28 protein-coding genes and 1 other RNA gene are annotated in these 25,660 nt (G+C 63.7%); 18 read left to right on the forward strand and 11 right to left on the reverse strand.

Annotated elements, in window-relative coordinates; genetic code table 11:
- The first annotated feature begins 176 nt into the window (after positions 1-176).
- The gene (locus JGZ97_RS05310; protein WP_207061579.1) at positions 177-449 is read left to right on the forward strand and encodes a hypothetical protein; all 273 of its coding nucleotides are present in this window, start codon (positions 177-179) and stop codon (positions 447-449) included.
- Between the two features lie 7 nt (positions 450-456).
- On the opposite strand, the gene cysQ is transcribed toward JGZ97_RS05310, so the two are convergent.
- Positions 457-1,281, reverse strand: coding sequence for a 3'(2'),5'-bisphosphate nucleotidase CysQ (gene cysQ, locus JGZ97_RS05315; protein ID WP_370584012.1), 825 nt, complete (start codon positions 1,279-1,281; stop codon positions 457-459).
- Complete coding sequence (gene nudE, locus JGZ97_RS05320) at positions 1,278-1,835, reverse strand: ADP compounds hydrolase NudE (protein WP_207061580.1); 558 nt, start codon at positions 1,833-1,835, stop codon at positions 1,278-1,280. The genes cysQ and nudE overlap by 4 nt, the downstream gene beginning before the upstream one ends.
- 38 nt (positions 1,836-1,873) lie before the next feature.
- Between nudE and yrfG the strand changes: the two genes are divergently transcribed.
- The 7 genes from yrfG (at position 1,874) to JGZ97_RS18455 (ending at position 8,593) form a co-directional block, all read left to right on the forward strand.
- A complete protein-coding gene (yrfG, locus tag JGZ97_RS05325) occupies positions 1,874-2,536 on the forward strand; it encodes a GMP/IMP nucleotidase (RefSeq protein ID WP_207061581.1) in 663 nt (220 codons plus the stop codon).
- Positions 2,533-2,937, forward strand: a complete 405-nt coding sequence (locus tag JGZ97_RS05330; protein ID WP_207061582.1) for an RNA-binding S4 domain-containing protein — start codon at positions 2,533-2,535, stop codon at positions 2,935-2,937. The genes yrfG and JGZ97_RS05330 overlap by 4 nt, the downstream gene beginning before the upstream one ends.
- 136 nt (positions 2,938-3,073) lie before the next feature.
- Positions 3,074-3,955, forward strand: a complete 882-nt coding sequence (hslO, locus tag JGZ97_RS05335; RefSeq protein WP_207061583.1) for an Hsp33 family molecular chaperone HslO — start codon at positions 3,074-3,076, stop codon at positions 3,953-3,955.
- 227 nt (positions 3,956-4,182) lie between these two features.
- Entirely contained in the window at positions 4,183-4,509 is a 327-nt protein-coding gene (gene trxA, locus JGZ97_RS05340; protein WP_207061584.1) for a thioredoxin TrxA, read from the forward strand.
- A gap of 229 nt (positions 4,510-4,738) precedes the next feature.
- Complete coding sequence (rho, locus tag JGZ97_RS05345) at positions 4,739-5,998, forward strand: transcription termination factor Rho (protein WP_207061585.1); 1,260 nt, start codon at positions 4,739-4,741, stop codon at positions 5,996-5,998.
- 343 nt (positions 5,999-6,341) lie between these two features.
- Positions 6,342-7,832, forward strand: a complete 1,491-nt coding sequence (gene ubiD, locus JGZ97_RS05350) for a 4-hydroxy-3-polyprenylbenzoate decarboxylase (RefSeq protein ID WP_207061586.1) — start codon at positions 6,342-6,344, stop codon at positions 7,830-7,832.
- Positions 7,829-8,593 (forward strand): NAD(P)H-flavin reductase, encoded by a 765-nt coding sequence (locus tag JGZ97_RS18455; protein ID WP_207061587.1) that lies wholly within the window; start codon positions 7,829-7,831, stop codon positions 8,591-8,593. The genes ubiD and JGZ97_RS18455 overlap by 4 nt, the downstream gene beginning before the upstream one ends.
- A 29-nt stretch (positions 8,594-8,622) precedes the next feature.
- Here JGZ97_RS18455 and JGZ97_RS05360 read toward each other — a convergent pair whose 3' ends face one another.
- From JGZ97_RS05360 to hemC, 4 genes are read right to left on the reverse strand one after another with little or no spacing between them, the layout of a single operon-like run.
- Complete coding sequence (locus JGZ97_RS05360; RefSeq protein WP_207061588.1) at positions 8,623-9,876, reverse strand: heme biosynthesis HemY N-terminal domain-containing protein; 1,254 nt, start codon at positions 9,874-9,876, stop codon at positions 8,623-8,625.
- Complete coding sequence (locus JGZ97_RS05365; RefSeq protein ID WP_207061589.1) at positions 9,876-11,219, reverse strand: uroporphyrinogen-III C-methyltransferase; 1,344 nt, start codon at positions 11,217-11,219, stop codon at positions 9,876-9,878. Before JGZ97_RS05365 ends, JGZ97_RS05360 begins: the two co-directional genes overlap by 1 nt.
- A 30-nt stretch (positions 11,220-11,249) precedes the next feature.
- Entirely contained in the window at positions 11,250-12,041 is a 792-nt protein-coding gene (locus JGZ97_RS05370; protein ID WP_207061590.1) for a uroporphyrinogen-III synthase, read from the reverse strand.
- Positions 12,038-12,973 carry a hydroxymethylbilane synthase gene (gene hemC / locus JGZ97_RS05375; RefSeq protein WP_207061591.1) on the reverse strand — a complete coding sequence of 312 codons (936 nt, stop codon included), beginning with the start codon at positions 12,971-12,973 and terminating at the stop codon, positions 12,038-12,040. Before hemC ends, JGZ97_RS05370 begins: the two co-directional genes overlap by 4 nt.
- A 198-nt stretch (positions 12,974-13,171) precedes the next feature.
- Here hemC and argH point away from each other — a divergent pair, with 198 nt between their 5' ends.
- Positions 13,172-14,557 (forward strand): argininosuccinate lyase, encoded by a 1,386-nt coding sequence (gene argH, locus JGZ97_RS05380; RefSeq protein ID WP_207061592.1) that lies wholly within the window; start codon positions 13,172-13,174, stop codon positions 14,555-14,557.
- 186 nt (positions 14,558-14,743) lie between these two features.
- Here the strand turns inward: argH and JGZ97_RS05385 are convergent, their stop codons facing one another.
- Complete coding sequence (locus JGZ97_RS05385; protein WP_207061593.1) at positions 14,744-15,262, reverse strand: glycine cleavage system protein R; 519 nt, start codon at positions 15,260-15,262, stop codon at positions 14,744-14,746.
- 134 nt (positions 15,263-15,396) lie between these two features.
- On the opposite strand from JGZ97_RS05385, the gene JGZ97_RS05390 reads away from it, so the two are divergent.
- Entirely contained in the window at positions 15,397-16,323 is a 927-nt protein-coding gene (locus tag JGZ97_RS05390) for an AEC family transporter (RefSeq protein WP_242521556.1), read from the forward strand.
- Positions 16,324-16,561: 238 nt separating this feature from the next.
- Positions 16,562-16,690 (forward strand): hypothetical protein, encoded by a 129-nt coding sequence (locus JGZ97_RS18315; RefSeq protein ID WP_255537706.1) that lies wholly within the window; start codon positions 16,562-16,564, stop codon positions 16,688-16,690.
- A 13-nt stretch (positions 16,691-16,703) separates the two neighbouring features.
- Here the strand turns inward: JGZ97_RS18315 and JGZ97_RS05395 are convergent, their stop codons facing one another.
- The 4 genes from JGZ97_RS05395 to JGZ97_RS05410 form a co-directional block, all read right to left on the reverse strand.
- Entirely contained in the window at positions 16,704-17,288 is a 585-nt protein-coding gene (locus JGZ97_RS05395; protein ID WP_207061594.1) for a 5-formyltetrahydrofolate cyclo-ligase, read from the reverse strand.
- Positions 17,289-17,297: 9 nt separating this feature from the next.
- A non-coding RNA gene (gene ssrS / locus JGZ97_RS05400) (6S RNA) lies at positions 17,298-17,478 on the reverse strand.
- A gap of 58 nt (positions 17,479-17,536) precedes the next feature.
- Complete coding sequence (locus tag JGZ97_RS05405) at positions 17,537-17,854, reverse strand: cell division protein ZapA (protein WP_207061595.1); 318 nt, start codon at positions 17,852-17,854, stop codon at positions 17,537-17,539.
- On the reverse strand, positions 17,854-18,060 hold the full coding sequence (locus JGZ97_RS05410; RefSeq protein ID WP_207061596.1) for a TIGR02449 family protein: 207 nt from the start codon (positions 18,058-18,060) through the stop codon (positions 17,854-17,856). The genes JGZ97_RS05405 and JGZ97_RS05410 overlap by 1 nt, the downstream gene beginning before the upstream one ends.
- Positions 18,061-18,239: 179 nt before the next feature.
- Between JGZ97_RS05410 and JGZ97_RS05415 the strand changes: the two genes are divergently transcribed.
- From JGZ97_RS05415 to JGZ97_RS05445, 7 genes are all read left to right on the forward strand, one after another.
- Positions 18,240-18,833 carry a UPF0149 family protein gene (locus tag JGZ97_RS05415; protein WP_207061597.1) on the forward strand — a complete coding sequence of 198 codons (594 nt, stop codon included), beginning with the start codon at positions 18,240-18,242 and terminating at the stop codon, positions 18,831-18,833.
- Between the two features lie 11 nt (positions 18,834-18,844).
- Complete coding sequence (pepP, locus tag JGZ97_RS05420; RefSeq protein ID WP_207061598.1) at positions 18,845-20,167, forward strand: Xaa-Pro aminopeptidase; 1,323 nt, start codon at positions 18,845-18,847, stop codon at positions 20,165-20,167.
- A complete protein-coding gene (gene ubiH / locus JGZ97_RS05425; RefSeq protein ID WP_207061818.1) occupies positions 20,164-21,420 on the forward strand; it encodes a 2-octaprenyl-6-methoxyphenyl hydroxylase in 1,257 nt (418 codons plus the stop codon). Before pepP ends, ubiH begins: the two co-directional genes overlap by 4 nt.
- A 6-nt stretch (positions 21,421-21,426) precedes the next feature.
- A complete protein-coding gene (locus JGZ97_RS05430; protein WP_207061599.1) occupies positions 21,427-22,677 on the forward strand; it encodes a UbiH/UbiF/VisC/COQ6 family ubiquinone biosynthesis hydroxylase in 1,251 nt (416 codons plus the stop codon).
- A 74-nt stretch (positions 22,678-22,751) separates the two neighbouring features.
- The gene (gene gcvT / locus JGZ97_RS05435) at positions 22,752-23,855 is read left to right on the forward strand and encodes a glycine cleavage system aminomethyltransferase GcvT (RefSeq protein WP_207061600.1); all 1,104 of its coding nucleotides are present in this window, start codon (positions 22,752-22,754) and stop codon (positions 23,853-23,855) included.
- A 60-nt stretch (positions 23,856-23,915) separates the two neighbouring features.
- Positions 23,916-24,308 carry a glycine cleavage system protein GcvH gene (gcvH, locus tag JGZ97_RS05440; RefSeq protein WP_207061601.1) on the forward strand — a complete coding sequence of 131 codons (393 nt, stop codon included), beginning with the start codon at positions 23,916-23,918 and terminating at the stop codon, positions 24,306-24,308.
- A 123-nt stretch (positions 24,309-24,431) separates the two neighbouring features.
- Positions 24,432-25,628 carry a class I SAM-dependent rRNA methyltransferase gene (locus JGZ97_RS05445; protein WP_207061602.1) on the forward strand — a complete coding sequence of 399 codons (1,197 nt, stop codon included), beginning with the start codon at positions 24,432-24,434 and terminating at the stop codon, positions 25,626-25,628.
- Positions 25,629-25,660 lie beyond the last annotated feature (32 nt).

The following is a 25,660-nucleotide window of genomic DNA, read 5'->3' on the forward strand; positions in this document are numbered from 1 at the left end:
GGGAGCGGCCGGTCGGATCCCTAGGCCGCCGTGGAGGTGGCTGATGATAACAGCAGAATTGACAAAAGTCATACTGTGGAGGTTGGTTTTTGGCTCGACTAAAGTCGCTTCTACAAAATTCAGCTTAGCCCATAAAATGGGCGGATAAATTAAATAATAAGAAGACCTTATCTCTTATGCCGAAACTGTTTCTCTACCTCGGGGGGTTGGCGTTGCTGGCCTTTGTTATCAGCCGCCAGTTTGCGACGCCCGATACCTGGACGCCCTTTGTGGAGGGTTGTACTCGCAGCGGCGCCAGTTTTGAGCGTTGCGAGTGCCTGGCCGATTACATACACGACCGGCTGAGCGAGGCGGAAGTGCGGGCGGTGATGGCGAACCGGGTCGCGGGGGCCTCGTTCGAGGGGCGGGTGCATGCGATTGTGGAAGCGGGTACCCAGGCGTGCCGTTAGCAGGGGATCAGGCCTCGCCTAACAACCCGAGCCAGTCGACGGTGGGGTCGGCTTGGGCTATGAATTCAGGGTTGTAGAGGCTTGCCCCCGTGTTGTAGCGCAGCGGGCTTCCCTGGAGATCCGTGACCACCCCGCCGGCGGCTTCCAGCACGGCCTGGGCAGCCGCGGTGTCCCACTCGCTGGTGCGGCCGGTGCGCAGATGCAGATCGGCCATGCCCTCGGCGATCAGACAGAGTTTCAGCGAGCTTCCGACTGGGGTGATGGACAAGGGGTGCTGGCGGTCCAGTTGCGCCATTAACTGTTGGGTCCGGTCATTCTGGTGGCTGCGGCTGACCAGGACGCTGGCAGGGCGATAAGGCGTGAGAGGGCGGCTCCGTATGTTGACTTGGCGCCCCTGTTGGTTGAGTTTGACCGCGCCGGTGCGCAGGCTGCCGCCATAGGTGGTGTGGCTGACCGGGATGTGCACGGCGCCGAGCACCGCGCGGTGCGCCTCAACCAGGGCGATGTTGACGGTGAACTCGCCATTGCCGTGGATGAACTCCTTGGTCCCGTCGAGGGGGTCGACAAGCCAGTAGCGGGGCCAGTGATGGCGTTCGCCCATCGTCTTGGCCGGGGATTCTTCAGAAAGGACCGGAATGTCGGGGGTCAGGCGCACTAGGCTGGCGGTGATCAGCTCATGGGCGGCCAGGTCTGCCGAGGTGACGGGACTTTCATCGGCCTTGTGCGCTATGTCCAGTCGCGGGCGGTCGTGATAGTAAGTGAGAATAAGGTCGCCCGCTTCCCGGGCGATCTTCATGATTTGCGGCAGCAGGGCTTCGTTGCTGGCGCTCACCGAGCGTGTTCCTCCCGGCGAAAAAGCTGCTTCCACAGCAAAAGCGCGGCGATGACCCGGGCTTCGGAAAAATCCCGCTCCAGCACCAGTTTGTCAATTTCCGCCACCGGGTGGGCAATCACCTCCAGCGGCTCCGGCTCGTCCCCCGGCAGGCGCTTGGGGTAGAGGTCTTCGGCGACAATGATCTGGATGCTGTGCCCCATGTAGTTGGGCGCGGTGGTCAGCTCCTTGAGCGGCGTCAGACGCCGCGCGCCGTAGCCCACCTCCTCCATCAACTCCCGGTTGGCCGCTTCGAGCGGGTCCTCGCCGGGGTCAATCAGCCCCTTGGGCAGGGTCAACTGGTAGGCGTTGAGGCCGGCGGCGTATTCGTTGATCAGCAGCAGGGTATCGGGGTCGAGCAGGGGAATGACCATCACTGCCCCCCAGCCCTTTTTGGCCAAGCGCTCGTAGGTGCGTTCAACGCCGTTGGTGAATCGCAGATCCAGGGCTTCTACCTCGAAGAGGCGGCTGCGGGCCACGGTTCGTGTCTTCAAAATTTCGGGCTTTGTCGGCATACTGAAAGGTCTCCGGCGACCACCATAGAACGAGGATCATGCTGAACTGGGATACCATCGATACCGTCCTGCTGGACATGGACGGCACCCTCTTGGATCTGCACTACGATACGTATTTCTGGCTTGAGCACCTGCCGGCGCGCTACGCCGAGACCCACGGGATTTCCGCGGCACAGGCCCGGGCACAGTTGCACAAGCGTATCATAGAGGAACAGGGCTCGCTCAACTGGTACTGCGTGGACTTCTGGTCGGCGGAACTGGGGGTTGATATCGGCGCGCTCAAGCGTGAAATCAGCCACAAGGTGGCGTTTCGCCCGTACGTGAAGGACTTCCTCAGCGCGCTGCGCGAGGCCGGCCTGCGCTCGGTGATCGTGACCAACTGCCACCGTACCAGCCTCCAGATGAAGCTGGAGCAGACCGGTCTTGATCGCCTGGTGGACGGCATCGTCTGCTCCCACGATTTCAAAGTGCCCAAGGAAGATGTGCGCTTCTGGGACAGCCTGCAACATGAACAGCCCTTTGACCGGACCCGCACCCTGCTGGTGGATGACAGCCTGGCGGTGCTGCGCTCTGCCGCCCACTACGGTATCCGTCATCTGCTGACCATCTACCAGCCGGACAGCCGCCAGCCAGCGCGGGCCATCGACGAGTTTCCCGGCATCGACCATTTCGACCAAATCCACCCGGGAGTCCGGCGATGAGCCCCGTTTCCGGCATCGAACGGGTGCGTCTGGACAAGTGGCTCTGGGCGGCCCGCTTTTTCAAGACCCGCGCTCTGGCCAAGCAGGCGATTGAAGGGGGCAAAGTTCACTACAACGGCGCTCGCGCCAAGGTGAGCCGTCCGGTGGAGGTGGGAGCCCTGCTGCAGATTCGGCAGGGGTTTGACGAGAAAACCGTCGAGGTCCTGGCGCTCTCCGATCAGCGCCGCGGGGCGCCCGAGGCCGCGCTGCTCTACCGGGAGACCGAAGAGAGTCTGCGACGGCGGGAGCTTGCCGCCGAGCAGCGCCGGGCGCTGCGGGGAGCGGCCCCGGTATCGGACGGTCGCCCGACCAAAAAGCAGCGCCGGCGTATCCAGGCCTTCAAGGGCAGCTTCGAGGAGTAGCATTTCTTCCCGGAACCCGCGGCGAGTTGACCGGGGCATGCAGGGCTAGCGGCGGCAGCTGTGGTAAAATGCTGCATTCGCCGCCATTCCAGCCGAGCCAATCCTGCCAGCCAAACCCATCCAAACAAAAGTGACTATGAGTAACCCTGACCAGATCCAACGTTTTATCTTCGACGATACCGACGTGCGCGGAGTGCTGACCGGTACCGATGCCGCGTACCAGGCCGTGTTGCAGTCCCATGAGTACCCGGTGGCGATTCAACGGCTGCTGGGCGAGATGCTGGCGGCGGTCAGCCTGCTCAGCTCAACCCTGAAATTTTCCGGTCGCCTGGGACTTCAGGCGCGGGGCGAGGGGGCGGTGAGCCTGATGATGGCCGAGTGCAACCATCAGCACGACCTGCGGGCCATTGCCCGCTGGGAAGGGACGCTGGACGAGGATGCCGGACTGCTGGAACTGCTGGGGCGCGGCCAGTTGGTGATCACCATCGAGCCTGAAAAGGGACAGCGTTACCAAGGGGTGGTGGCGCTGGAGAGGCCCCAGCTCGCCCAGTGCCTGGAATCTTACTTTCAGCAGTCCGAGCAGCTCGCCACCCGCATTTTGCTGGCGGCTGACGGCGACAAGGCAGCCGGCATGCTGTTGCAGGCGCTGCCAGCCAAGGAGCAGAATGAACGCTATCGGGAGAACTGGGACCGCATTGCCCATCTGGGGGCGACGCTCAGCAGCGCCGAACTGTTGACCCTGGATAACCAGACGTTGCTGTATCGGCTTTACCACGAGGAGGCGCTGCGCTTGTTCGACCCGGAGCCCCTGCGGTTCGCCTGCGACTGTAGCCGCGAGCGCAGCCTTGGGGCCTTGCGGACGCTCGGTGAGGAGGAGGTGGCCTCAATGCTGGACGAGGCGGGCAGGATTGCGCTGGACTGCCAGTTCTGTAATGCCCGTTATGAGTACGATCGCGCTGACATCCAGCAGCTGTTCAGTGATTCCTCCGGTATCACCCCCTCGCCATCGCGCCACTGAGCATGCGCCTTAGGGGCCCGGGCACCGGACGAACACCGCCGATAGCGGCATGACCCGGTTCGGGGGGTTGTAATCTGGCGCCGCAGCCCCCATTTTATTGGGCACCGCTGTGCCGATATCGGGCAAGGCGTCCTTTGAACGACGAAGGTAGCGCTTTTATCTGTTCATCCTACCGGCTATGATGAGCCACCATTCAAGTGCGCCGAGTACCTTGGAGAAAGGATTTTATGAGCGAGAATATTATTAACGTGACCGACGCCAGCTTTGAGGAAGAAGTTCTCAAGGCCGATGGTGCTGTACTGGTCGACTACTGGGCCGAGTGGTGCGGACCGTGCAAGATGATCGCCCCCGTGCTGGAAGAGGTGGCGAAGGACTACAGCGACAAGCTGAAAGTCTGCAAGCTGAATATCGATGAGAACAATGAAACCCCGCCCAAATTCGGGATTCGCGGCATCCCTACGCTGATGCTGTTCAAAGGCGGCAATGTGGAAGCGACCAAGGTGGGCGCCCTGTCCAAGTCGCAGCTGACCGCGTTCCTTGACGGGAACCTCTGATCGTCGAATCAACAAGGCGCAGCCAAGCGGGGGTGTCCCGGGTTGCGCTTTATATCCCTTCTCTTGCGCAGGGGCGCGCGGTAGCGGCGCCAGTTGCAATCTTTGGGATTAATGGCCAGAATAGCGCTGTTGAGGCCGCCTGACGGGCTGCCGCGCTCCGTTCTACCCCTCTTTCTTACTTATTCTACCTACCCACCCAGAGTGCCATCGGGCACCTTGACAACTGACTATGAATCTCACCGAACTCAAACGTAAATCCGTACCCGAACTGCTGGACATCGCCAAGGAAATGGGCCTGGAGAATCTGGCCCGATCCAGAAAACAGGATGTCATTTTCTCCATCCTCAAGAAGCACGCGAAGAGCGGTGAAGATATCTACGGAGACGGGGTCCTGGAAATTCTGCAGGACGGCTTCGGCTTCCTGCGCTCGGCGGACAGCTCCTACCTGGCCGGCCCCGATGACATCTACGTCTCCCCCAGTCAGATCCGGCGTTTCAACCTGCGTAAGGGCGACACCATCGCCGGCAAAATCCGCCCCCCCAAGGACGGTGAGCGTTACTTCGCCCTGCTCAAGGTCAGCGAGATCAATTTTGATCGCCCCGAGCAGGCCAAGACCAAAATCCTGTTCGAGAACCTGACCCCGCTGTTCGCCCAGAAGCGACTGCGCATGGAGCAGGGTAACGGCAGTACCGAAGACCTGACTGCGCGGGTGATCGACCTGGTCTGCCCCATGGGCAAGGGCCAGCGGGCCCTGATCGTCTCCCCGCCCAAGGCAGGTAAAACCTTGATGTTGCAGAACATCGCCAACTCCATCACCCGCAACAACCCCGAGTGTTACCTGATCGTCCTGCTGATCGACGAACGCCCTGAAGAGGTGACCGAGATGCAGCGCACCGTGCGCGGCGAAGTGGTGGCCAGTACCTTTGACGAGCCGCCGGCCCGTCACGTGCAGGTGGCTGAGATGGTGCTGGAGAAGGCCAAGCGCCTGGTCGAGCACAAGCAGGACGTGGTGATCCTCCTGGATTCCATCACCCGCCTGGCCCGGGCCTACAACACCGTGATCCCCTCCTCGGGCAAGGTGTTGACCGGTGGTGTGGACGCCCACGCCCTGGAGCGCCCCAAGCGCTTTTTCGGCGCGGCCCGAAACATCGAGGAGGGCGGCAGCCTGACCATCATCGCCACCGCCCTGGTGGATACCGGCTCGAAGATGGACGAGGTGATCTTCGAGGAGTTCAAGGGCACCGGTAACTCCGAACTCCACCTGGACCGCAAGGCCGCCGAAAAGCGGGTCTTCCCGGCCATGAACATCCGTCGCTCCGGCACCCGGCGCGAGGAGCTGCTGACCAACGAAGACGAACTGCAGCGGATGTGGATCCTGCGCAAGCTGCTGGACTCCATGGAGGACACGGCGGCGATCGAATTCGTGCTCGACAAGCTGAAGGACTTCAAGACCAACGACGAGTTCTTCCTGTCCATGAAGCGCAAGTAAACCGTCGCTTCCGCTGATCAAGGGTAAGCCCCAGGGCTTACCCTTTTTTGCGTCCAGGGATGGACGTATGCCGCGGAGGCAGGAAGCCGGCAGCGGTATGCGAGGGATGGACGTATGCCGCGGATGCAGGAGGCCGGCAGCGGTATGCGAGGGATGGACGTATGCCGCGGAGGCAGGAGGCCGGCAGCGGTATCAGGGATGGACGTATGCCACGCAGACGGGCCGCTGAATACCCGGGGATAACCAGGCTCTGCCTTCACTTCTGTACCCAAAGGGCAACGGCTGGCCAGGGTTCCGGGAAATGACTAAAATCGCTTTTCTGATCGAAATGCTGGGTTAAACCATGAAATACAAGGATCTCAGAGACTTTATCCAGGGGCTGGAGGATCGGGGCGAGCTGGTCCGGGTTAAGGCCGAGGTGGACCCTCACCTGGAGATGACCGAGATCTGTGACCGCACCCTGCGGGCGGGTGGCCCGGCCATTCTCTTTGAGAACCCCAAGGGTTTTGATATGCCGGTGCTGGCGAACCTGTTTGGCACGCCGGGGCGGGTGGCCCTGGGCATGGGTGAAGAGGAAGTGTCGCAGCTGCGGGAAATTGGCCGCTTGCTGGCCTTTCTCAAGGAGCCCGAGCCGCCCAAGGGGATGAAGGATGCCTGGGAGAAGCTGCCGATCTTCAAGCAGGTCATGAACATGGGGCCCAAGGTGGTTAAACAGGCCCCTTGCCAGACTCACGTGTTTCAGGGCGAGGAGGTGGACCTTCGGCGCCTGCCGATCCAAACCTGCTGGCCTGGTGATGCCGCGCCCTTGGTGACCTGGCCGCTGGTGATCACCAAGGGGCCGCATAAGGAACGCCAGAACCTGGGGATTTATCGCCAGCAGCTGCTCGGGCGCAACAAGCTGATCATGCGCTGGCTCTCCCACCGCGGCGGGGCGCTGGACTTCAAAGAGTGGCAGCAGGCCCACCCGGGAGAGCGCTTCCCCGTTGCCGTGGCCCTGGGGGCGGATCCGGCGACCATTCTCGGCGCGGTGACCCCGGTGCCGGACACGCTTTCCGAATACGCCTTTGCCGGGCTGCTGCGGGGGCAGAAGACCGAGCTTGTGAAGTGTCTTACTTCGGATCTGCAGGTGCCCGCCTCCGCGGAGATTGTGCTTGAAGGCTATATCGAAGCTGGAGAAGTAGCCGAAGAGGGGCCTTTTGGGGATCACACCGGTTATTACAACGAGGTCGAGTCCTTCCCCGTCTTCACCGTGGAGTGCCTGACCCACCGCAACCGGCCGATCTATCACTCCACCTATACCGGACGCCCGCCGGACGAGCCGGCGGTATTGGGGGTGGCGCTGAACGAGGTGTTCGTACCCATCCTGCAGAAACAGTTTCCGGAAATCGTCGATTTCTACCTGCCGCCGGAGGGGTGCTCCTACCGGTTGGCGGTGGTGACCATGAAAAAGCAGTACCCGGGACACGCCAAGCGGGTGATGATGGGCGTCTGGTCTTTCCTGCGGCAGTTTATGTACACCAAATTCGTCATTGTCACCGACGATGACGTGAACGCACGGGACTGGAAGGATGTGATCTGGGCGATGACCACCCGCATGGATCCGGCCCGGGACAGCGTCTTTATCGAAAACACGCCGATCGATTACCTGGATTTCGCCTCGCCGGTACCGCGCCTGGGGTCGAAAATGGGCTTTGATGCCACCAATAAGCTGCCCGGCGAGACCGAGCGCGAATGGGGCCGCCCCATCAGCATGGATCCCGCGGTGAAAAAGCGGGTCGATGAAATCTGGGCAAGCCTTGGAATCGAGTTACCCGAAGGAGGGGCCCCCCTGTGAGCGAAGAGTCTACCCTAGATGTCTACCTGCCGGAGGCCGCCGAATACAGTTGCGGTGTGTTGAGCAAGCGCCACCTGGGAGCCCGGGTTTACGAGGTGGTGCTGGAGCGTCCGCCGGAAACGCCGTTCCTTCCAGGCCAGTATCTGCAGGTGATGCTGGACGACGCCAACGGTGTCCCCTTTTCCATTGCCAGTGCCCCCGAAGAGCCGGCTACCCTGACCCTGCACATTCAGAACCAGGGCGAGGACAGTCTTTCCGAGCAGGTGCTGGAGCGGCTGCAGCCCGGCGCCCGGGTGCCGGTGCGCCTGCCCATGGGAGAGTGCTGTCTGCGCAGTGACCAGCTGGCCGCGGATGAGGTGCTGATTCTGGTTGCCGCGGGGACCGGGTTTGCACAGATGAAAGCGATTATCGAGTCGGTCATCGAATCCGGCCTGGAGAACCCTGTCTGGCTCTACTGGGGCAGCCGCACGCCGGATCTGTTTTATGCCCGGGAACTGGCCGAAAGCTGGGCCGAGGCGTTGCCCAGCCTGCAGTTCATCCCGGTGGTTTCTGAGTTGACGGTGGGTTGGCTGGGGCGTACCGGCCTGGTCCACCACGCTGTACTGGAAGATTTTGAGGACCTGGCCGAGGCCCGGGTTTATCTCTGCGGTTCCCCGCAGATGGTCTACGCGGCGGAAGATGATTTCATGACCCGCGGCCTGCGCCCGGACCGTATCTTCTCCGATGTCTTCGCCTATGCGCCGCGCCCCGACGCCGATTGAAGCCGGCGGCCGGGGGCTGCGCCTGCAGGTTAGCTGAGAGTGGCCGGCCGTTCCGGCAGGGGCAGTTTCGGCAGTTGGTCGGCGGCGGCGTCAAAGGTGTCTAGCAGCAGGCGCTGGCAGTTTTCCTGATCATTCAGATTACGCAACAGCCGCACCAGCTCGTTGCGGGTCTCCTGATTGTCCTCCCGCTCCAGGCTGCGCTCAAAGTAGTCGCGGGCATCGTCCCAGGCTTCGTTGCGCAGTGATAGACGCCCCAGGGTGAGCAGCAGCGAGGGGTCTCCGCCGTGGAGTTTCAGCCACTGCTGGGCCTGTTTGAGCTGCTTGCCCGGCTGCTCGCCTCCGATGCGGCCGTAAAGGCGCACCAAGTCGCTGTCCCAGTTGCGCTTGATGCTGTTGCGCAGCACGGTTTCCGCCTGCTCCGAAAGACCCGCCTGGTCCATCAGGGTGGCGTAGCGGGCCACCAGCGCGCTGTCGTTGGACAGGTGCTTGGGTAGGCCCTTCCAGGTTTTGCGCAGCGCTTCGAGCCGCTGCTCTGCATCCGCCTCCACCGGCACCGCTTCCAGCTTGCTCTTGAGCAACCCTCGGTAGGCCTTGCGCTCAAGCTGTTGCAGCTTGTCCTCTGGGTAGACCTGTTCCTTGCGCAGATCCGGTAGCAGTTGGGTCATGCCGTCCCAGTCTTCCAGGCGCAGGTAGACCCGCTTCAGCAGCTTCAGCACGTAGGTATGGCGCGGGGCGATGCGTCGCAGGCGCAGCAGGGTCGCCAGACAGGGCTCCAGCTGGCCCCGTCCCAACTGCGTGTGGGCCTGGGTGATGCCGATGGCGAGCTCCGCCTGCGGGGTCTTCTGCCGGGCCTTTTGCAGCAGGGACTCGCACTCGGTGGGAAGGTTCTGCTCATGGGCGGCCCTGGCCGCCGCCAGGTAGTTGATCAGGGGCGTTTCGGCATGATCCGCGGATTGGGTCAGGTAGCGTTGGGCTTTGGACCACTCGCCCGAGGAGAGTGCCATCAGCCCCTTCAGGGTCTTGCGGTTGGCGCTGCGACGGTGGCGGGAGTGGTTCCAGCGGCGCAGGGAGCCGCGCCGCTGCATCAGGTACTGGACGGTACGAAGCAGCAGGTGCAGGGCGAGAAAGGCGACCCCGACAATCAGTACCAGCCCCCAGAGGCTGGTTTCCACGGTGGTATTGGCGTAGCTAAGCAGGACGTAGCCCGGGTCGCGAACGATCCACTCTCCCAGCACGGTGCCCAGCAGCAGTACCACCAAGGCAAGAATGAAAAGGCGTTTCATCAGGCGGCTCCTTTTCCTTCGTGCGTTTGGCTCAGGTAGGTCTTGAGCGACTTGAGCGAGCCGGAGATATCCGGCAGGGGCGGGGCCACCTGCAGACCCTCCATCTCTTTCAGCCCTTTAAGCAGCGCCTGGGTGGTAGCGTCCTCGCTTTCGAAATACGTGCGGATCCACTCTTTGGCCTTGTCCAGGCTGGCGTCATAGGGGCCCTGTTTGCCCTGCAGCAGGGCCAGTTGGGCCTGTTCCAGCATGAGGTGCAGATTCTGTTGCAGGAAGTAGTTCTGCTCGGGTGAGAGCAGTGGCTCCACCGGCTCATCCCGGTGCTGCACCACCACCAGCTGGCCGAGGCTGTCCATGGCGCGGTTCCAAGAGGCCTTAAGCCCGTCATTCCAGCTCTGTTCCACGCTGTCGGGGGTGATCCCCTTCAGCAGGTCCGGCAGTTCTCCCTTGTCGGTCACCGGAACCTGGCGCAGGTTGTCCACCTGTTCGTTGAGCGCTGCCAGCTTGACGAAGCTTCCGGTTACATCGAGCTTGGGAACCGCTTCCAGTGCAGCGATATCCTTGGCGAGCGCCTTGCGGATATCGTAGAGGGAGACGTCGTCGGTCTCTTCAAGGATCTGGTCGGCGGATTGGAGCAGTGCCAGGGCGCCTTTGGGTGAGTTCTCCATCAGCACCCGCTGATTGGCCAGGCGCAGCAGATACTCCACCTCGGCCAGCAGCCAGTCGCGACGGTTGTTGCCCTGCATCTTGGTGATCTGTTGCATGCCTCGGGTCAGGCGATTCTGCAGTTCGTCGACGCTCTGCTGCTTGCTGTCGAGTTGTTGGCTGAGCTGCTGGACGGTGCCCGAGACCTGGGCCACGGAGCCTTGGGCCTGCTCGGCGGCCTGCTGGCTCTGGCTCAGGTTTTTCCGCATCGCATCCAGCTGCGCCAGGGATTGAGCGTGCATCCTTTGCATCTGGTAATAATCAAAGCCTGCCAGCGCCAGTGCGCCCAGCGCCACCAGCAGCGCCAGTGCACCGACCCATCCGCTTTTGCCGGAGCCACTGCTTTGCGCAGCCGTACTTGGAGCAGTGCTCTTGGCGGTCTCCCGTGGCTTGTCGGAGGTCGCTTTAGCTGGAGGGGTTCCGCCCGAGTCTTTGGTAGCGGGTTTGCTCTTGGAAGCCTGCGCGCTTGTTTTCTCGGGTTTGCTGCCAGGGGTGCCGGAAACGGGTTCTTTCTTGGGATCCGAGGTATCCGATTTTTCCGGGGCGGCGGTCGGTTGTTCGGGGGGGGCGGTAGAGGCGGCCGGTGCGTCGGCCTTGGGAGCTTGGTTTTCCTTCTCGTTCTCGTTCACGGATTTTTCCATCGTTATTATTCCGCTGTATTTACTGTGCTTTTAATCCCGTCGTTGCAGTGCCTCGAGCATGGCCCCGTCGGTGGCGTTGGCCGCCTCCCTGACCTGCTCAAAGCCCAGCTGGTGGGCCTGTTCTGCGACCCTTGGACTGGGCACGACCAGCAGCCGGCGCCGCAGCGCCGATGCCTCGAACTGTTGGTTCACCTGCCTGCAGAGGCGAACCAGATTGTCCAGCGCCTCTCCGCTGGTCACTAACATAACCGTCGGCGGGGATTTATAAATGATACTTTCGATGTCCGCGCTGCTGTAGGTCGGGCAGCCCCGCCGGTAAAGTTCAGCATAGTCCACCTGTGCGCCGCGAGCTTGCAGGGTCTGGGCCAGAAGTTCCCGTCCTCCCTCGCCGCGGCAGATCAGTACGCGCTGGTGGTCCAGTTCCTGGAGGATCGGAAGCGCGAGCAGGGCTTCGGAGTCCATGGCCTGATCCGGGTGTTGCGCGGGGATGCCCAGTTCGGAGAGGGTCCGGGCCGTTGCCTGTCCCACCGCCAGCCAATGAATCCGCAGGGGTAGTTGAGGCCAGTAGCTGTCAATCCACTCGTGGCCCAGGCGGGCGGCGTTAGCGCTGACGAAGATCACCGCATGGTAGTGGTCCAGGTCCAGAAATTTCTGTTTCAGGCTGCTGTATTGAGGGTTGTCCGGTGTGCAAGGGTGGATGGCCAGGGTGGGGAAGCGCACCGCCTCTGCCCCCAGGGCCTGCAGGTGTTGGCACAGGGCGTCGGCCTGATGGGCGGGGCGGGTGACCAGCACCCGCTCACCCGTCAAGGGGGCGTGGCTCATGCCCCGTAAACGGCCTTGAGAATGCGGTCGGCGCCCTGCGCGAGCAGGGCTTCGGCCACTTGCACACCCAGCGCCTCACACTGTTCGACCGGTCCCCGGGCTTCGGCACGCAGCACCTCGGTGCCGTCGGGCTGGCCGACCAGACCGCGCAGGTAAATTGACCGGCCGTTCTCCTCCAGTACTGCGTAGCCGGCGATGGGGACCTGGCAGCCCCCTTCAAGGCGTCGGTTCATGGCCCTCTCGGCCTTGACGCAGCAGGCGGTGGCTTCGTGGTTGAGGGGAGCAAGCAGGGCCTGGGTAGCGAGATCGTCCGTGCGACACTCGATGCCCACGGCGCCCTGGCCGCCGGCGGGCAGGCTCAGCTCGGGGGGAATCTGCTGGCGGATGCGGTCTGCCATCTCCAGGCGCAACAACCCGGCCGAGGCCAGGATGATGGCGTCGTACTGGCCGTCATCGAGCTTGGCGAGGCGGGTCTGTACGTTGCCCCGCAGCCAGTTGACGGTCAGGTCGGGACGGGCTTCGCGCAGCTGGGTTTCGCGGCGAAGGCTGGAGGTGCCGACCACGGCGCCGGCGGGCAGGGCGTCGAGAGACGCGTAGCGGTTGCTGACAAAGGCGTCGGTGGGGGTCTCCCGCTCGCAGATCACCGCCAGGCCCAGGCCCGCGGGAAACTCCATGGGCACGTCCTTCATCGAGTGCACGGCGATATCGGCTTCACCTTCCAGCAGTGCGTGCTCCAGCTCCTTGACGAAAAGCCCCTTGCCCCCCACTTTGGCCAGCGGGGTGTCGAGAATCTTGTCGCCCTTGGAGACCAAGCCCTTGAGCTCAACCTGCAGGCCGGGGTGGTGCCTCTCCAGCTCGGCCTTGATGAATTCGGCCTGCCACATGGCCAGAGGGCTTTTACGGGTGGCGATACGGATTAGTTTCTCGGTCATCTCGGGGTCTCGTACGCTGTTGATCTTAAGGGGCAAAGGGAGGAGAGGGGCCTTCGTCCGAATTCAACGCAGTGTAACAGAAAGCGAAGGGGCTTCGCAGCGCGAGCCGTCGCAGGCGGCGGGCCGGCGCGCTATAATGGCGCTCTTTTTAAATGTCAGCACCGCCGGTCGCGGCGGGCCAGAATAGGATTTTGCACCATGTCCGATACCAACCAGCAGTGGGGTGGTCGCTTCAGCGAGGCGACCGATGCCTTTGTCGCCCGTTTCACCGCCTCGGTGGATTTCGACCAGCGCATGTACCGCCAGGATATTCAGGGTTCGGTGGCCCATGCCCGCATGCTGGCCAAAGTGGGCGTGCTCAGTGAGGAGGAGCGGGATGCCATCCTGGGTGGGCTGCAGGAGGTGCTGGAAGAGATTGAGCGCGGCGAGTTCGAATGGTCCGTGGCGCTTGAAGATGTGCATATGAACATCGAGGCGGCCCTGACCCAGAAGATCGGGGTGACCGGCAAGAAGCTGCACACAGGGCGCTCGCGCAACGACCAGGTGGCGACCGATATCCGCCTCTACCTGCGTGATGAACTGGATGCGATCCTGGGTGAATTGCGCCGCCTGCAGCAGGGGCTGCTGGATCTGGCCGAGCGTGAGGCCGACACCATCATGCCGGGCTTCACCCACCTGCAGACCGCGCAGCCGGTGACTTTCGGCCATCACCTGCTGGCCTGGTTCGAGATGCTGGAGCGGGACCACGGGCGTTTGCTGGACTGCCGCAAGCGGGTCAACGTACTGCCGCTGGGCGCCGCGGCCCTGGCCGGTACCACCTACCCCATCGACCGCCACTACACCGCCGAACTCCTGGGCTTTGACATGCCCAGCGAAAACTCCCTGGACTCGGTCAGCGACCGGGATTTCGCCATTGAATTCTGCGCCGCCGCCAGCCTGCTGATGACCCACCTCTCCCGGGCTTCCGAGGAGTTGGTGCTCTGGACCTCGGCTCAGTTTGATTTCATCGATCTGCCTGACCGGTTCTGCACCGGCTCCTCCATCATGCCGCAGAAAAAGAACCCCGATGTGCCCGAGCTGGTGCGGGGCAAGACCGGACGGGTCAACGGCCACCTGATCTCCCTGCTGACCCTGATGAAGTCCCAGCCCTTGGCCTACAACAAGGACAACCAGGAGGACAAGGAGCCTCTGTTTGATGTGATCGACACCCTGCAGGGCTGTCTGCGCGCTTACGCCGACATGATCCCGGCGATTACGCCAAAGAAAGAGAGCATGCGCGAGGCCGCCCTGCGCGGTTTCTCCACCGCCACGGACCTGGCCGACTACCTGGTGCGCAAGGGGGTGGCCTTCCGTGATGCCCATGAGATCGTCGGCAAGTCGGTGGCCTACGGTATCGAGGCGGGTAAGGATCTTGGTGAAATGAGCCTGGAGGAGCTGCGCCGTTTCTCCGATACCATCGAAGACGATGTGTTCGAAGTGCTGACCCTGGAAGGTTCAGTGGCGGCCCGGGATCATATCGGCGGCACGGCCCCGGACCAGGTGCGTGCGGCCGTGGCCCGGGGGCGGGAGCGGATCGCCGGCTAGTTGCTCTGGCCGGAGGCGGGCACTGCGCCCGCCTCCGAGTTTCCGTGAGGCCCCTACGTCAGAAAAGAGCCTTCAGCTCAGAAAAGAGCCTTCAGCTCTGGAAAGAAGCTTCAGCTAAAAAAAGAGCCCTCAGCCCTAGAAAGAGCCCTCAACCCTGGAATGAGCCCTCAGCCCTAGAATGGGTCTTCAGCTCTGAAAGCTGATATCGACCATCAAGTCGGCGGCGATCGCTTCCAGGCTCTCCTGCAGCTCGTCCACATCCACGTCGTTCGGCACCAGCAGGTCGGCCTGCGCCTTGAATAGCAGTTCGGCGGACATGGAGCCGCTCACCACTTCCGTTTCCAGCTTGTCGACGCTGATTCCCCGTTCGGCCAGGGCCCGGGAGATTTCGCGCACGATGCCCGGCTTGTCATGTCCCACCAGATCCAGGCTCAAGGCTCGTCCCAGGCGTTCGGCCGGGCTCTGTTGGTCGGTTTCGGCGATGACCCGCAGGCCTTCGCCTTCCAGGGCCTCAAGGTCGGCCAGCAGCTCGGCCGTCCGGGTTGCATCGACGCTGGCGATCAGAATGCCGGCAAATTTTCCCGCCAGGCGGGACATGCTGCTGCGCTGCCAGTTGGCTTGGTGCTGTACCAGGATACCCGACACCCGTTCCACCAACCCGGGCTTGTCGGGACCGATCAGCGTTAGAACCAAAGAGGTTTTCATAGAAAGCGAGCTCCATTTTGAGGGGCTTTTAATAAGCGTGCGTATACTGCATTCTATGCGCCCCCGTCCCCGCACCGCAAACCCCCAGCAGGTGCGGGTAGTGTCTGCGAGATAAGGAGTGCGCGCAGCAAGCCATGACCCAAATGAGCGGTATTCTGGCGGCCCTGGGGCCGGTGTTCGCGCTGGTGCTGCTGGGCTATCTGCTCCGGACCTGGAACTTTCCTGGCCAGGCGTTCTGGCCCCTGGCCGAGCGCTTCACCTATTTCCTGCTTTTCCCCTGCCTGCTGGTACAGAATCTGGCGAGCGCGTCGCTGGATGCCGAATCCCTGGGTACGGTGGTGACCGCGCTGGTGCTGACGCTCTCGCTGGCCAGCCTGGTGGCGCTGCTGCTGGGGCGCCTGCTGGCGATTGAGGGGGCGGCGCTTACCTCCTATTTCCAGGGCGCGGTGCGTTTTAACACTTACGTGGGCTTAGCGGCCGCCGCCGGTCTCTATGGCGAAGCGGGATTGTTGTGGGGCGCACTTTTTCTGGCGGTGACTATTCCCCTGGTGAACCTCTATTGCGTACTGCTTTTTGCCTGGTGCGGGGAGCAAGCGCGGTCGCCTTCTGTTCGGGAGGTGCTCCTCAATGTGCTGAAAAACCCGCTGATTGTGGCCTGCCTGCTGGGAATCGGCCTCAACCTCAGTGGTTTGGGGTTGCCGCCGGGTAGTGCACCGGTGCTGGCGTTGCTGAGCCCCATGGCGCTGCCGCTGGGGCTGCTGGCGGTGGGGGTGGGGTTGGATATGCGGGCGCTGCGCGGTGGCGGCCGGGCCCTTTGGGTCAGCGCCGGCTTTCGCCTGCTGTTCTATCCACTGTTTTTCCTGATGGTGGCATGGGGGCTGGGAGTGCCTTCCGCGGCGCTTGGCCCATTGCTTTTGTTCGCGCTGCTGCCGACAGCGCCTTCGGCCTATATTCTGGCGCGGCAGCTAGGGGGGGATGCGCCGCTGATGGCTTCGATCATCACCCTGCAGACCCTGCTGGCCATGGCCACCATGACGCTGCTATTGAGCCTGTTGGCCTGACGAACGGTATTCGGGGTTATGCCGGGTGCCGGCCCGGTCCATGAGTTTTTTAAATCCCGGCGGTTAAAAAGGCTAAAGTTTCCCGCCACAGGCCGAAACCTTAGTGGGAGGCTCGGGTTGCAGCCATGCGCCGCCCGAAAAGGGTGATGTAAGTGACTAAAATATTGCAATTGCGGCGGGATCTGCGATGCTTCCCCTCGCCGAGATAGCACGTAACCGTTAAGACAAGAGAACAGGAATGAAGAAAGGCCCCGATTTGATCATGATCCTGGTTGTGGTGTTCGTTATCGGCTTTGTGATCACCGGTGTCAGCAAGACCGACCTGCAGCAGCTGGCGTCGATTACCCGCAGCCTCGGACTCAGTTAAGCCCCGCCCGGGCTCAGCTCCAGTAGAGCCGCTTATCCGATGCCACGCCGGCCAGGGGAATGTCCCAGCTGGCCAGCTGTAACGAAGCCACCTTCTGGCATTCATGGGCCAGCCCCAATAGCAACGGGCTGCGCCGATGGGGTTGGCGCCGTTTGAAGGCAAACGAGCGGTCGTAGAACCCCCCACCCATGCCCAACCGGCCCCCTTTTTCATCAAAGGCCACCAGCGGCAGCAACACCAGATCCAGCGACCAGGCCGGCACCCTCGGATTGAGGGTGCCGTGCGGCTCCGGTATGCCAAAGCGGTTTCGGATCATTCGGCTGTTCGGCCGGTAGCGGACAAACCAGAGGCGGTTGTGGCGCACCGGGTGCAGAACCGGCAGGTAGCAATGCTTGCCGGCACGCAACGCCGCCTGCAGCAGGGGTTCGGGGGAAATCTCGCCGTCGTTGGGAAGGTAAAAGGCGATACGTCGGCGGCTGAGAAACAGGGGGTGGCGACCCAGCAGGCGCAACAGTCGCTGCGCGGCCTGCTGTTGCTCCAGGCGGGTCAGGCTGCGTCGCTGGGCACGGATCTGCTGGCGAAGCTGTTGCCGGTTCATCGAATCAGGAGACTCCCCGCAGTGCCGGTGTCGGCTTTTGGCCCTGAACCCGAAGGTTCAAGTTGGCGGTTTCCGAGATACCTTAGGCTTTCCGTCTTGCGGACCTGCACATCAGTACCCGCTGGAAACCTCCGTGGTGGTGATTATCGGCTCGAGGGACAACACCGACTGCCGCACACCTCAGGGAGTGTTCCCAATTATACCCGTTGGCTACCGGATGTCAGGTCTTGAAAATTCGTCGATCTGTGTTAGTCACGGCCCTGCCCGTTGCCTTCAGCGGGTGGGGCAAGCACCTTCTCCATGCTCTCGCAGAGGCGTTGGCAGCGCTGTTCCATTTCCCTCAGCCGGGTGCTGGTGTCAAGGTAGTCATGGGACAGGTTGAGGGCCGCCATTACCGCGATGCGCTCGAGGCCGAATACCTTCCCCGACTTTTTGATTTCCTGCATGGTGCGGTTGAGCAGGCGGGCAGCCTCTCGCAGCTCCTCGCGTTTCTCTTCCGGGCAGGCGATCAGAAACTCTTTTTCCAGCAGGGTAATGGCGACGTTCTGATCTTCTCTTGGCTGCATCAATTTTGCTCCATCGCCTTGAGTCGGTTGATCATCGCCTCGACCTTGCCCCGGGTGGCTTCCTGGGTCTGAATGAGCTGCGCCCGCTCGCTTTTCCAGGCCGCTTCTCTCTGGCGCAACAGACGGTTTTCCTTCTGCAGCTGCTGATACTCCGCGACCAGGCGCTCGATCTGCTGCTCCAGGTGGTTGAAAGTTTGGTCCGCCATTGCCCTCGGGATCCTCCATGCTAAACGAATTCAACTATATAAGGGGGTGCTACACCGGTCAATGAACACCCTGATTCAGGGCGTCCGCGCGTGGTTCTGCTGCGGCTGAAATGCTAGGATCAACGCCTCTGTTTTACCCAGGCCCGGCGCATGGCGCCCGGCCGCTGCGAGAGAGCAACGTGAGTAAAGAACTGTCCGACCTGGAGTTGCCCGGTTTCGATGACCTGGCCGATGATTTTGTTCGCCACGGGGCCCTGGGCTCCCCCGCTGAGCTGCACGGGTACTTGTGTGGTCAGCTCAGTGCCGGCCAGCGACTCAGTGCCGAGGGCTGGCTGGGGCACGCCCTGGAGCTGATTGGCGTCGAGGAGGCGCCCAGCGAGGAGATGAGCGAGGACCTGCGCCAGCTCTATGCCCTCAGCTTGTCTCAGTTCGAGGGGGACAGCTTCGACTTCGCCCTGCTGCTTCCCGAGGAGAACTGCTCCCTGGCCCAGCGGGCGCAAAGCCTGGGTCACTGGTGCCACGGCTTCCTGAGCGGGTTTAGCCTGGCAGGGGGCAAGCTGGATAAGGACCTGAGCGCCGAGGCTCAGGACGCGATGCAGGACTTTGCCCAAATCGCCCAGATCAGCGCCGATGAAGAGGGCGGCGAAGAAAACGAGGCCGACTTTATGGAGGTCCACGAGTACGTGCGCATGGCCGCCCTGCTGGTCTTTTCCGAGTGTAACCGGGTGCCCGGCGGCGACCAGGCGCTCCCCCCCGGCACCCCGCTTCATTGAGGAGGCTCATTTTGTCGACTCTGTCTGACCGCGAGTATGCCCAGCGCCGTCAGCGCCTGATGGGGGCGGTGGAGGCGGACGCGGTGCTGCTGGTGCCCGCCGCCACCCTCAAGTATCGCAACCGCGACGCTGAGTACGGGTTCCGCCAGAACAGCGACTTTCTTTACCTCACAGGCTTTAATGAGCCGGACGCGTTGCTGGTGCTGTTGCCTGGGAAGAGCGGCGGGGAGGTGGTGCTTTTCTGCCAGCCCCGCGATCCGGAAAAGGAGGTCTGGACCGGCTATCGCCCGGGTCCCGAGGGGGCGATGCAGCGGTTCGGAATGGATCGGGCCTTCTCCCTGGAGCAGCTCGACGACGAGCTGCCGCAGCTGCTGCAGGGACGCTCACGGATTTATTGCCCGCTGGCAGATGAGACGCTGCAGGGGCGTCTGGCTGGCTGGCGGCAGCGCCTCATGCAGCGCTGCCGGGACGCCCAGCAGGTGCCGCAACAGTTGCAGGAGCTGGGCGGGCCGCTGCACGAACTGCGTCTGTTCAAAACGGCGGCGGAGCAGGCATTGATACGGGCCAGCGGCGAACTCAGCGCCCAGGCTCACTGCCGGGCCATGCGTGCCTGCCGGCCCGGTCTTTACGAGTACCAGTTGGAGGCGGAGATTCACCACCAGTTCGCCATGGGCGGAAGCCGCGTCCCCGCGTACGGCACCATCGTGGGCAGCGGCGCCAACGGCTGTATTCTGCACTACACCCAGAACCAGGACCGGCTCGAGGCGGGGGAGCTGGTGCTGATCGACGCCGGCGCAGAGCTCGAGGGCTATGCCGGCGACATTACCCGCACCTTCCCGGTCAACGGCCGGTTCAGCGACCGCCAGCGGGCCCTCTATGAAGTGGTGCTGGCGGCCCAGGAGGCGGCCATCGCGGCGGTGCAGCCGGGGAATTCCTTCAACGCGCCCCACGAGGCGGCGGTGGCCGTGCTGACCGAGGGGCTGGTGCGCCTGGGCCTGCTTGAGGGCGAGGTGGACGCATTGCTCGCCGAGGAGGCCTACACCGCGTTTTATATTCATCGCACCAGTCACTGGCTGGGTCTCGATGTGCATGACGTGGGGGCCTACCGGCGGGACGGCCAATGGCGCAACCTGGAGCCGGGGATGGTGCTGACCATCGAGCCGGGTCTGTATATCGCCCCCGACGACGAGCGCGTGGACCCCGCCTGGCGGGGGATGGGCATCCGTATCGAGGACGATCTGCTGGTGACCGGAAGCGGACACGAAGTACTCACGGCCGGTGTCCCCAAAGCGGTTGCAGCCATCGAGGCGTTGATGGCGGAGGGGCGCGCGTGAGCCGGCATTTTGATGTCGCCATCATCGGCGGAGGCATGGTGGGCGCCAGCCTCGCCCTGGCGCTTGCCCAGGGGCGGGAGCACCCCCTGCGGGTGGCTGTGTTCGAGGCCTTTCCGCTCCCCGCAAGCCAATCCGTGGATCTCAACCCCAGCTATGACGCCCGCTCCACGGCGCTGGCCTGGGGCAGTGCCGAGATCCTGCAGGGGCTGGGAGTCTGGGAAGCCCTGCAGCCGGGGGCGAGTGCCATCAACCAGATTCAGGTGTCGGACCGCGGCCATTTTGGCTCCACCCGTCTGCGGGCGCGGGAAGCACAGGTCCCGGCGCTCGGCTATGTGGTCGAGAACCGCTGGTTGGGCAAGGTCCTGATGGCGCGGCTGGAGCAAACGGAAGGGGTTGAGCTGATCTGCCCGGCCGAGGTTTTGCGCGCCCATGCCGAGGAGACCGGCATGGGTTTCGTGGTGGATCGCGACGGCACCGCAGAAGCCTACAGCGCCGACCTGCTGGTGGTCGCCGACGGCGGCCGCTCGGCCTTGCGTGAGCAGTTGGGTATCGACTACCGCGCGAGCGATTACGAGCAGTGCGCCATCATCGCCAACCTGAGCCCCAGCCGGCCCCACCAGGGGATTGCCTATGAGCGCTTTACGGCGGCAGGCCCCATGGCCCTGCTGCCGCTGAACGATGCCACGCCGGGCCAGCCCCGGGCGGCCCTGATCTGGAGCCTGCCGCTGGAGCAGGCCGACGAAGCCTTGGGCTGGAGTGACGCAGCCTTTCTTGAGCAGTTGCAGGAGGCCTTTGGTTACCGTGCAGGGCAGTTCCTGCACGTGGGCGAGCGCCACAGTTATCCCCTGCGGCTGGTGCGGGTGCGCGAACAGTACCGCCGTGGTCTGGTGGTGCTGGGCAACGCCGCTCACACCCTGCACCCGATTGCCGGCCAGGGCTTTAACCTGGCCCTGCGCGGGGCCATGGCATTGGCTGAAGAGGTACAGGCGGCTGCGGCGGCGGGAGAGCCTTTGGGCGGGTTACCGTTGCTGCGCCGTTTCGAGCACCGGGTCGCCTGGGATCAGGAGAAGACCATTGGTTTCAGCGACCGTGTCACGCGGCTGTTTTCAAATGGCCAGCCGCCGCTGGTGGTGGCCCGCAACCTAGGACTTCTGGCCCTGGATGTACTGCCACCGTTAAAGCGGGCATTCGCGCTCAGCGCCATGGGGCTGGATGTCCCCGCCCCCCGCCTTGCCTCGCACAGAGAGGAGTAAGACGCCATGCAACAGACAGATATCGCGATCGTCGGCGGTGGCATGGTGGGCCTGACCCTGGCCTGTGCCCTGGGTGACAGCGGCCTGGAGGTGGTGGTGGCCGACCCCCAGACTCCGCCGGCCACCGAAGCCCCCCTGGGAGAGAGTGCCTACGATGCCCGGGTCAGCGCCCTGACCGCCGCCTCGGAACAGATCCTTCGCAACCTGGGCGCCTGGGAAACCATGGCCGCGCTGCGGGTCTGCCCCTACCGGGAGATGGAGGTCTGGGACGGTGAAGGCACCGGACGGCTCCATTTCAGCGCCGCCAGCGTGCACCAGCCGCAGCTGGGCCACATCGTTGAAAACCGGGTCACCCTGGCCGGCCTGCACAGGGCGTTTCAGCGCCATGACAACCTGAGCTGGCGGGGCGGCGCCGCGCTGGCGGCACTCTCTGTGGCCGAGAACGGGCGGCGGGTGCTGACCTTTGACGACGGCAGCCAGCTGGCCGCCCGGCTGGTGGTGGCCGCCGACGGCGCCCGTTCTCGTACTCGGGAGCTGGCGGGACTGCCGGTGCATGCCTGGGACTATCAGCATCATGCCATCGTCGCTACCGTGCGCACGGAACAGCCCCTGCACGCCACCGCCTGGCAGCGCTTTACCGAGGACGGTCCGCTGGCGTTCCTGCCCCTGGCGGGCGGCGAAGGGCGAAACGCCTCCATCGTCTGGTCCACCTCCCCGGATCACGCCCGGGAGTTGATGGCCCTGGGCGATGCCGCCTTTTGCGCCGAGCTGCAGGACGCTTTTGAACACCGCCTGGGCAGTATTTCCAAGCCCTCCCCCCGGCACTGTTTTCCCCTTACTCAGCGTCACGCCCCCAGCTATCTGGCGGAACACCTGGCCCTGGCCGGGGATGCCGCCCACAGCATTCATCCCCTGGCCGGGCAGGGCGTCAACCTCGGGCTGCTGGATGCCGCGGTCCTGGCCGAGGAGATCCGCGCAGCGCATGAGCTTGGGATCGATTTTGCCGATCCGAGCCGGCTGCGTCGCTACCAGCGTCGTCGCCAGGGGGATAACCTGCGGATGATGGCGATGATGGCCGCCCTGCGGCACCTGTATGGGCGCGTACCGCCGCCCCTGCAGTGGCTGCGCAACCGCGGCATGGGCGCCGTGAACCGGCTCGCCCCGCTCAAGCACTACCTGGCGATGCAGGCCATGGGCCAGCGGCGGGAGTTGCCCGCACTGGCCCGTCCTGAGGCAGAAGTCGCGGCCAGCGGTTGAATTAGCCCGGCGCTGTCTATACATTCACAACCCTATTTCCGGCCGGCAAGGGTCGACGTCCAGCGAGAACTACCATGGCTAATAAAACAGCACTCTTTTCTCTCCACTGCCAGATGGGCGGTAAAATGGTTGATTTCGGCGGCTGGGAAATGCCGCTTCACTACGGCTCACAGAAGGCGGAACACCACGCCGTGCGCGACGAAGCGGGCATGTTCGATGTCTCGCACATGACCGTGGTCGATGTCCGTGGCAGCGACGCCGAAGATTACCTGCGCCGGCTCCTGGCCAATGACGTGGCGCGCTTGAAAGGCCCCGGCCGCGCGCTTTACACCGCCATGCTGAACGAGGACGGCGGGGTCATCGATGACCTGATCGTCTACGCCATGGGCACTCCCGGCTCCACCGGGCAGTGGTACCGCCTGGTGGTCAACTGCGCCACCCGCGAAAAAGACCTGCGCTGGATGGCGGAGCAGGGCGCCCGTTTCGAGGTGACCCTGACCGAGCGTCCCGAGCTGGCAATGATCGCCGTGCAGGGACCGCGGGCCATTGAGCAGGTCCGCGCCGTGGTCAGCGAGGCCAAGCAGCGGGCCCTGGCGGATCTGAAGCCTTTCCAGGGCGCCTCTGCCGAAGGCTGGTTCCTGGCCCGCACCGGTTACACCGGTGAAGACGGTCTGGAAATCATGCTGCCCGAGGACGAGGCGGCGGGTTTCTGGCAGGCCCTGGCGGATGCCGGCGTCGCTCCTTGCGGGCTAGGGGCGCGGGACACCCTGCGCCTGGAAGCGGGGCTGAACTTGTACGGCTCCGACATGGATGAGAGCGTCTCTCCTTTGGCCGCCAACATGGCCTGGACGGTCGCCTGGGAACCCGAGGAGCGGGACTTCATCGGTCGCAAGGCCCTGGAAGCGCAGCGCGCGGCGGGCGATCAGCCCAAGCTGGTGGGTCTGGTCCTTGAAGGACGGGGCGTGCTGCGCGGCGGGCAGCCGGTCATCGTTGAGGGCGTCGGCGAGGGTGAAATCACCAGCGGCTCCTTCTCTCCGACCCTGGGGCACTCCGTGGCCCTGGCCCGGGTACCCCGCGCGACCGGCAGTGAGGCCGAGGTGGAGATCCGCGGCAAGCGGCTGCCGGTGCAGGTGGTCAAACCCTGTTTCGTGCGCCACGGCGAAAAAGTCTATTCTTGAGAAACTATACCGGGGCCAGCACACAGCGCCTCGCCTAATTCTGAACATGAGGACAGCACCATGAGCAACATTCCCACCGAGCTGAAGTATGTATCCAGCCACGAGTGGATCCGCGACGAAGGCGACGGCACCCTGACCGTGGGCATCACCGATCACGCCCAGGACCTGCTGGGCGACGTGGTCTTTGTCGAGCTGCCCGAGGTGGGCGCGAGCTACGCCATGGGTGACGACATGGGTGTGGTGGAGTCGGTCAAGGCGGCGTCGGACATCTACGCGCCGATCAGCTGCGAGGTGGTGGCGGTGAACGAGGCGCTCGAGGACGCACCGGAGACCGTCAACAGCGAGCCCTATACCGACGGCTGGTTCTTCCGGGTCAAGGCCACCGACGCGGCGGAGCTGGAAAACCTGCTCGACGCCGAGGCTTACGGTGCGCTCTGCGAGGCAGAAGAGTAAGCCCCAACGCTCACGAAAAGGCCGCCCCGGGCGGCCTTTTTCTTTTCAGCCCCGCCTGGTACGGCGCAACGGCCTCACCGGCGGGCTATAATCGCTCCCCTTTTTCAGCTCAGGACGTAGCCCATGTCTCTTCCATCCATCCGCCTCAAGCCCAAAGCCGACCGGCGCCTGCGCGGCGGCCACCTGTGGATTTACAGCAACGAGGTGGATATTGCCGCCACACCGCTTAAAGGGCTGGCGCCCGGCGAGCAGGTGGTGGTGGAGCAGGCCGGGGGCAAAGCCCTGGGGGTTGCCTACATCAATCCCAACAACCTGATCTGCGGGCGCCTGGTGAGCCGCGACAGCGGCCAGCCCCTGGACCGCTCGCTGCTGGTGCACCGGCTGAATCTGGCCCTCTCCCTACGCACCCGCTGCTTCGATAAGCCCTGCTACCGGCTGGTCTTTGGCGAGAGTGACGGCCTGCCGGGGCTGGTGGTGGACCGCTTCTTCGACGTGCTGGTGGTGCAGATTTCCACGGCGGGCATGGAGCGGTTGAAGGGGGAGATCGTCGACGCCCTGAACCAGGTCCTGCGCCCCGCGGCCATTCTGCTGCGCAATGACGGGCGGATGCGCGCCGCCGAGGGGCTGGAAAGCTACGTCGAGGCGGCGCTGGGAGAGGTGCCGGAGACCGTGCCCCTGGAGGAGAACGGTGTGCGCTTTGAGGCCCCGGTGCGCGAGGGCCAGAAGACCGGCTGGTTCTATGACCACCGGATGAACCGGGCCCGGCTGCAGCACTATGCCAAGGGCAAGCGGGTGCTGGATGTGTTCAGCTATATTGGCGGCTGGGGCGTGCAGGCCGCGGCCGCCGGCGCTGAACAGGTGCTCTGTGTCGATGGCTCCGAGACGGCGCTTTCCCGGGTGCAGGCCAACGCTGCGTTGAACAATGCCGGCGACCGGGTGGCGACCCTGCACGGCGACGCCTTCGAGGCCCTGCGCCAGCTCAAGGCCGATAACGAGCGTTTTGATATCGTGGTGGTCGACCCGCCGGCCTTTATCCAGAAGCGCAAGGATATCCGCAATGGCGAGCGCGCCTACGACCGCATCAACCAGCTCGCCATGCGTCTGCTGGCGCGCGACGGCCTGCTGGTATCGGCCTCCTGCTCGATGCATCTGGGGCGGGACCGGCTGGTGGACATTCTGCGGGCGGGCAGCCGCCAGCTGGACCGCCAGGGGCAGATCCTCGAGCAGGGGCACCAGGGGCCGGACCACCCGGTGCACCCGGCGATTCCTGAAACCGACTATCTTAAAGCGATGTTTATGCGGGTGCTGGCCAACGGCTAAGACCCGCGGGGCTTTTCAGCGGGAGGTGACGT

The organism is Motiliproteus sp. SC1-56, from assembly GCF_017309075.1.
Taxonomy (GTDB): Bacteria; Pseudomonadota; Gammaproteobacteria; order Pseudomonadales; family Balneatricaceae; genus Motiliproteus.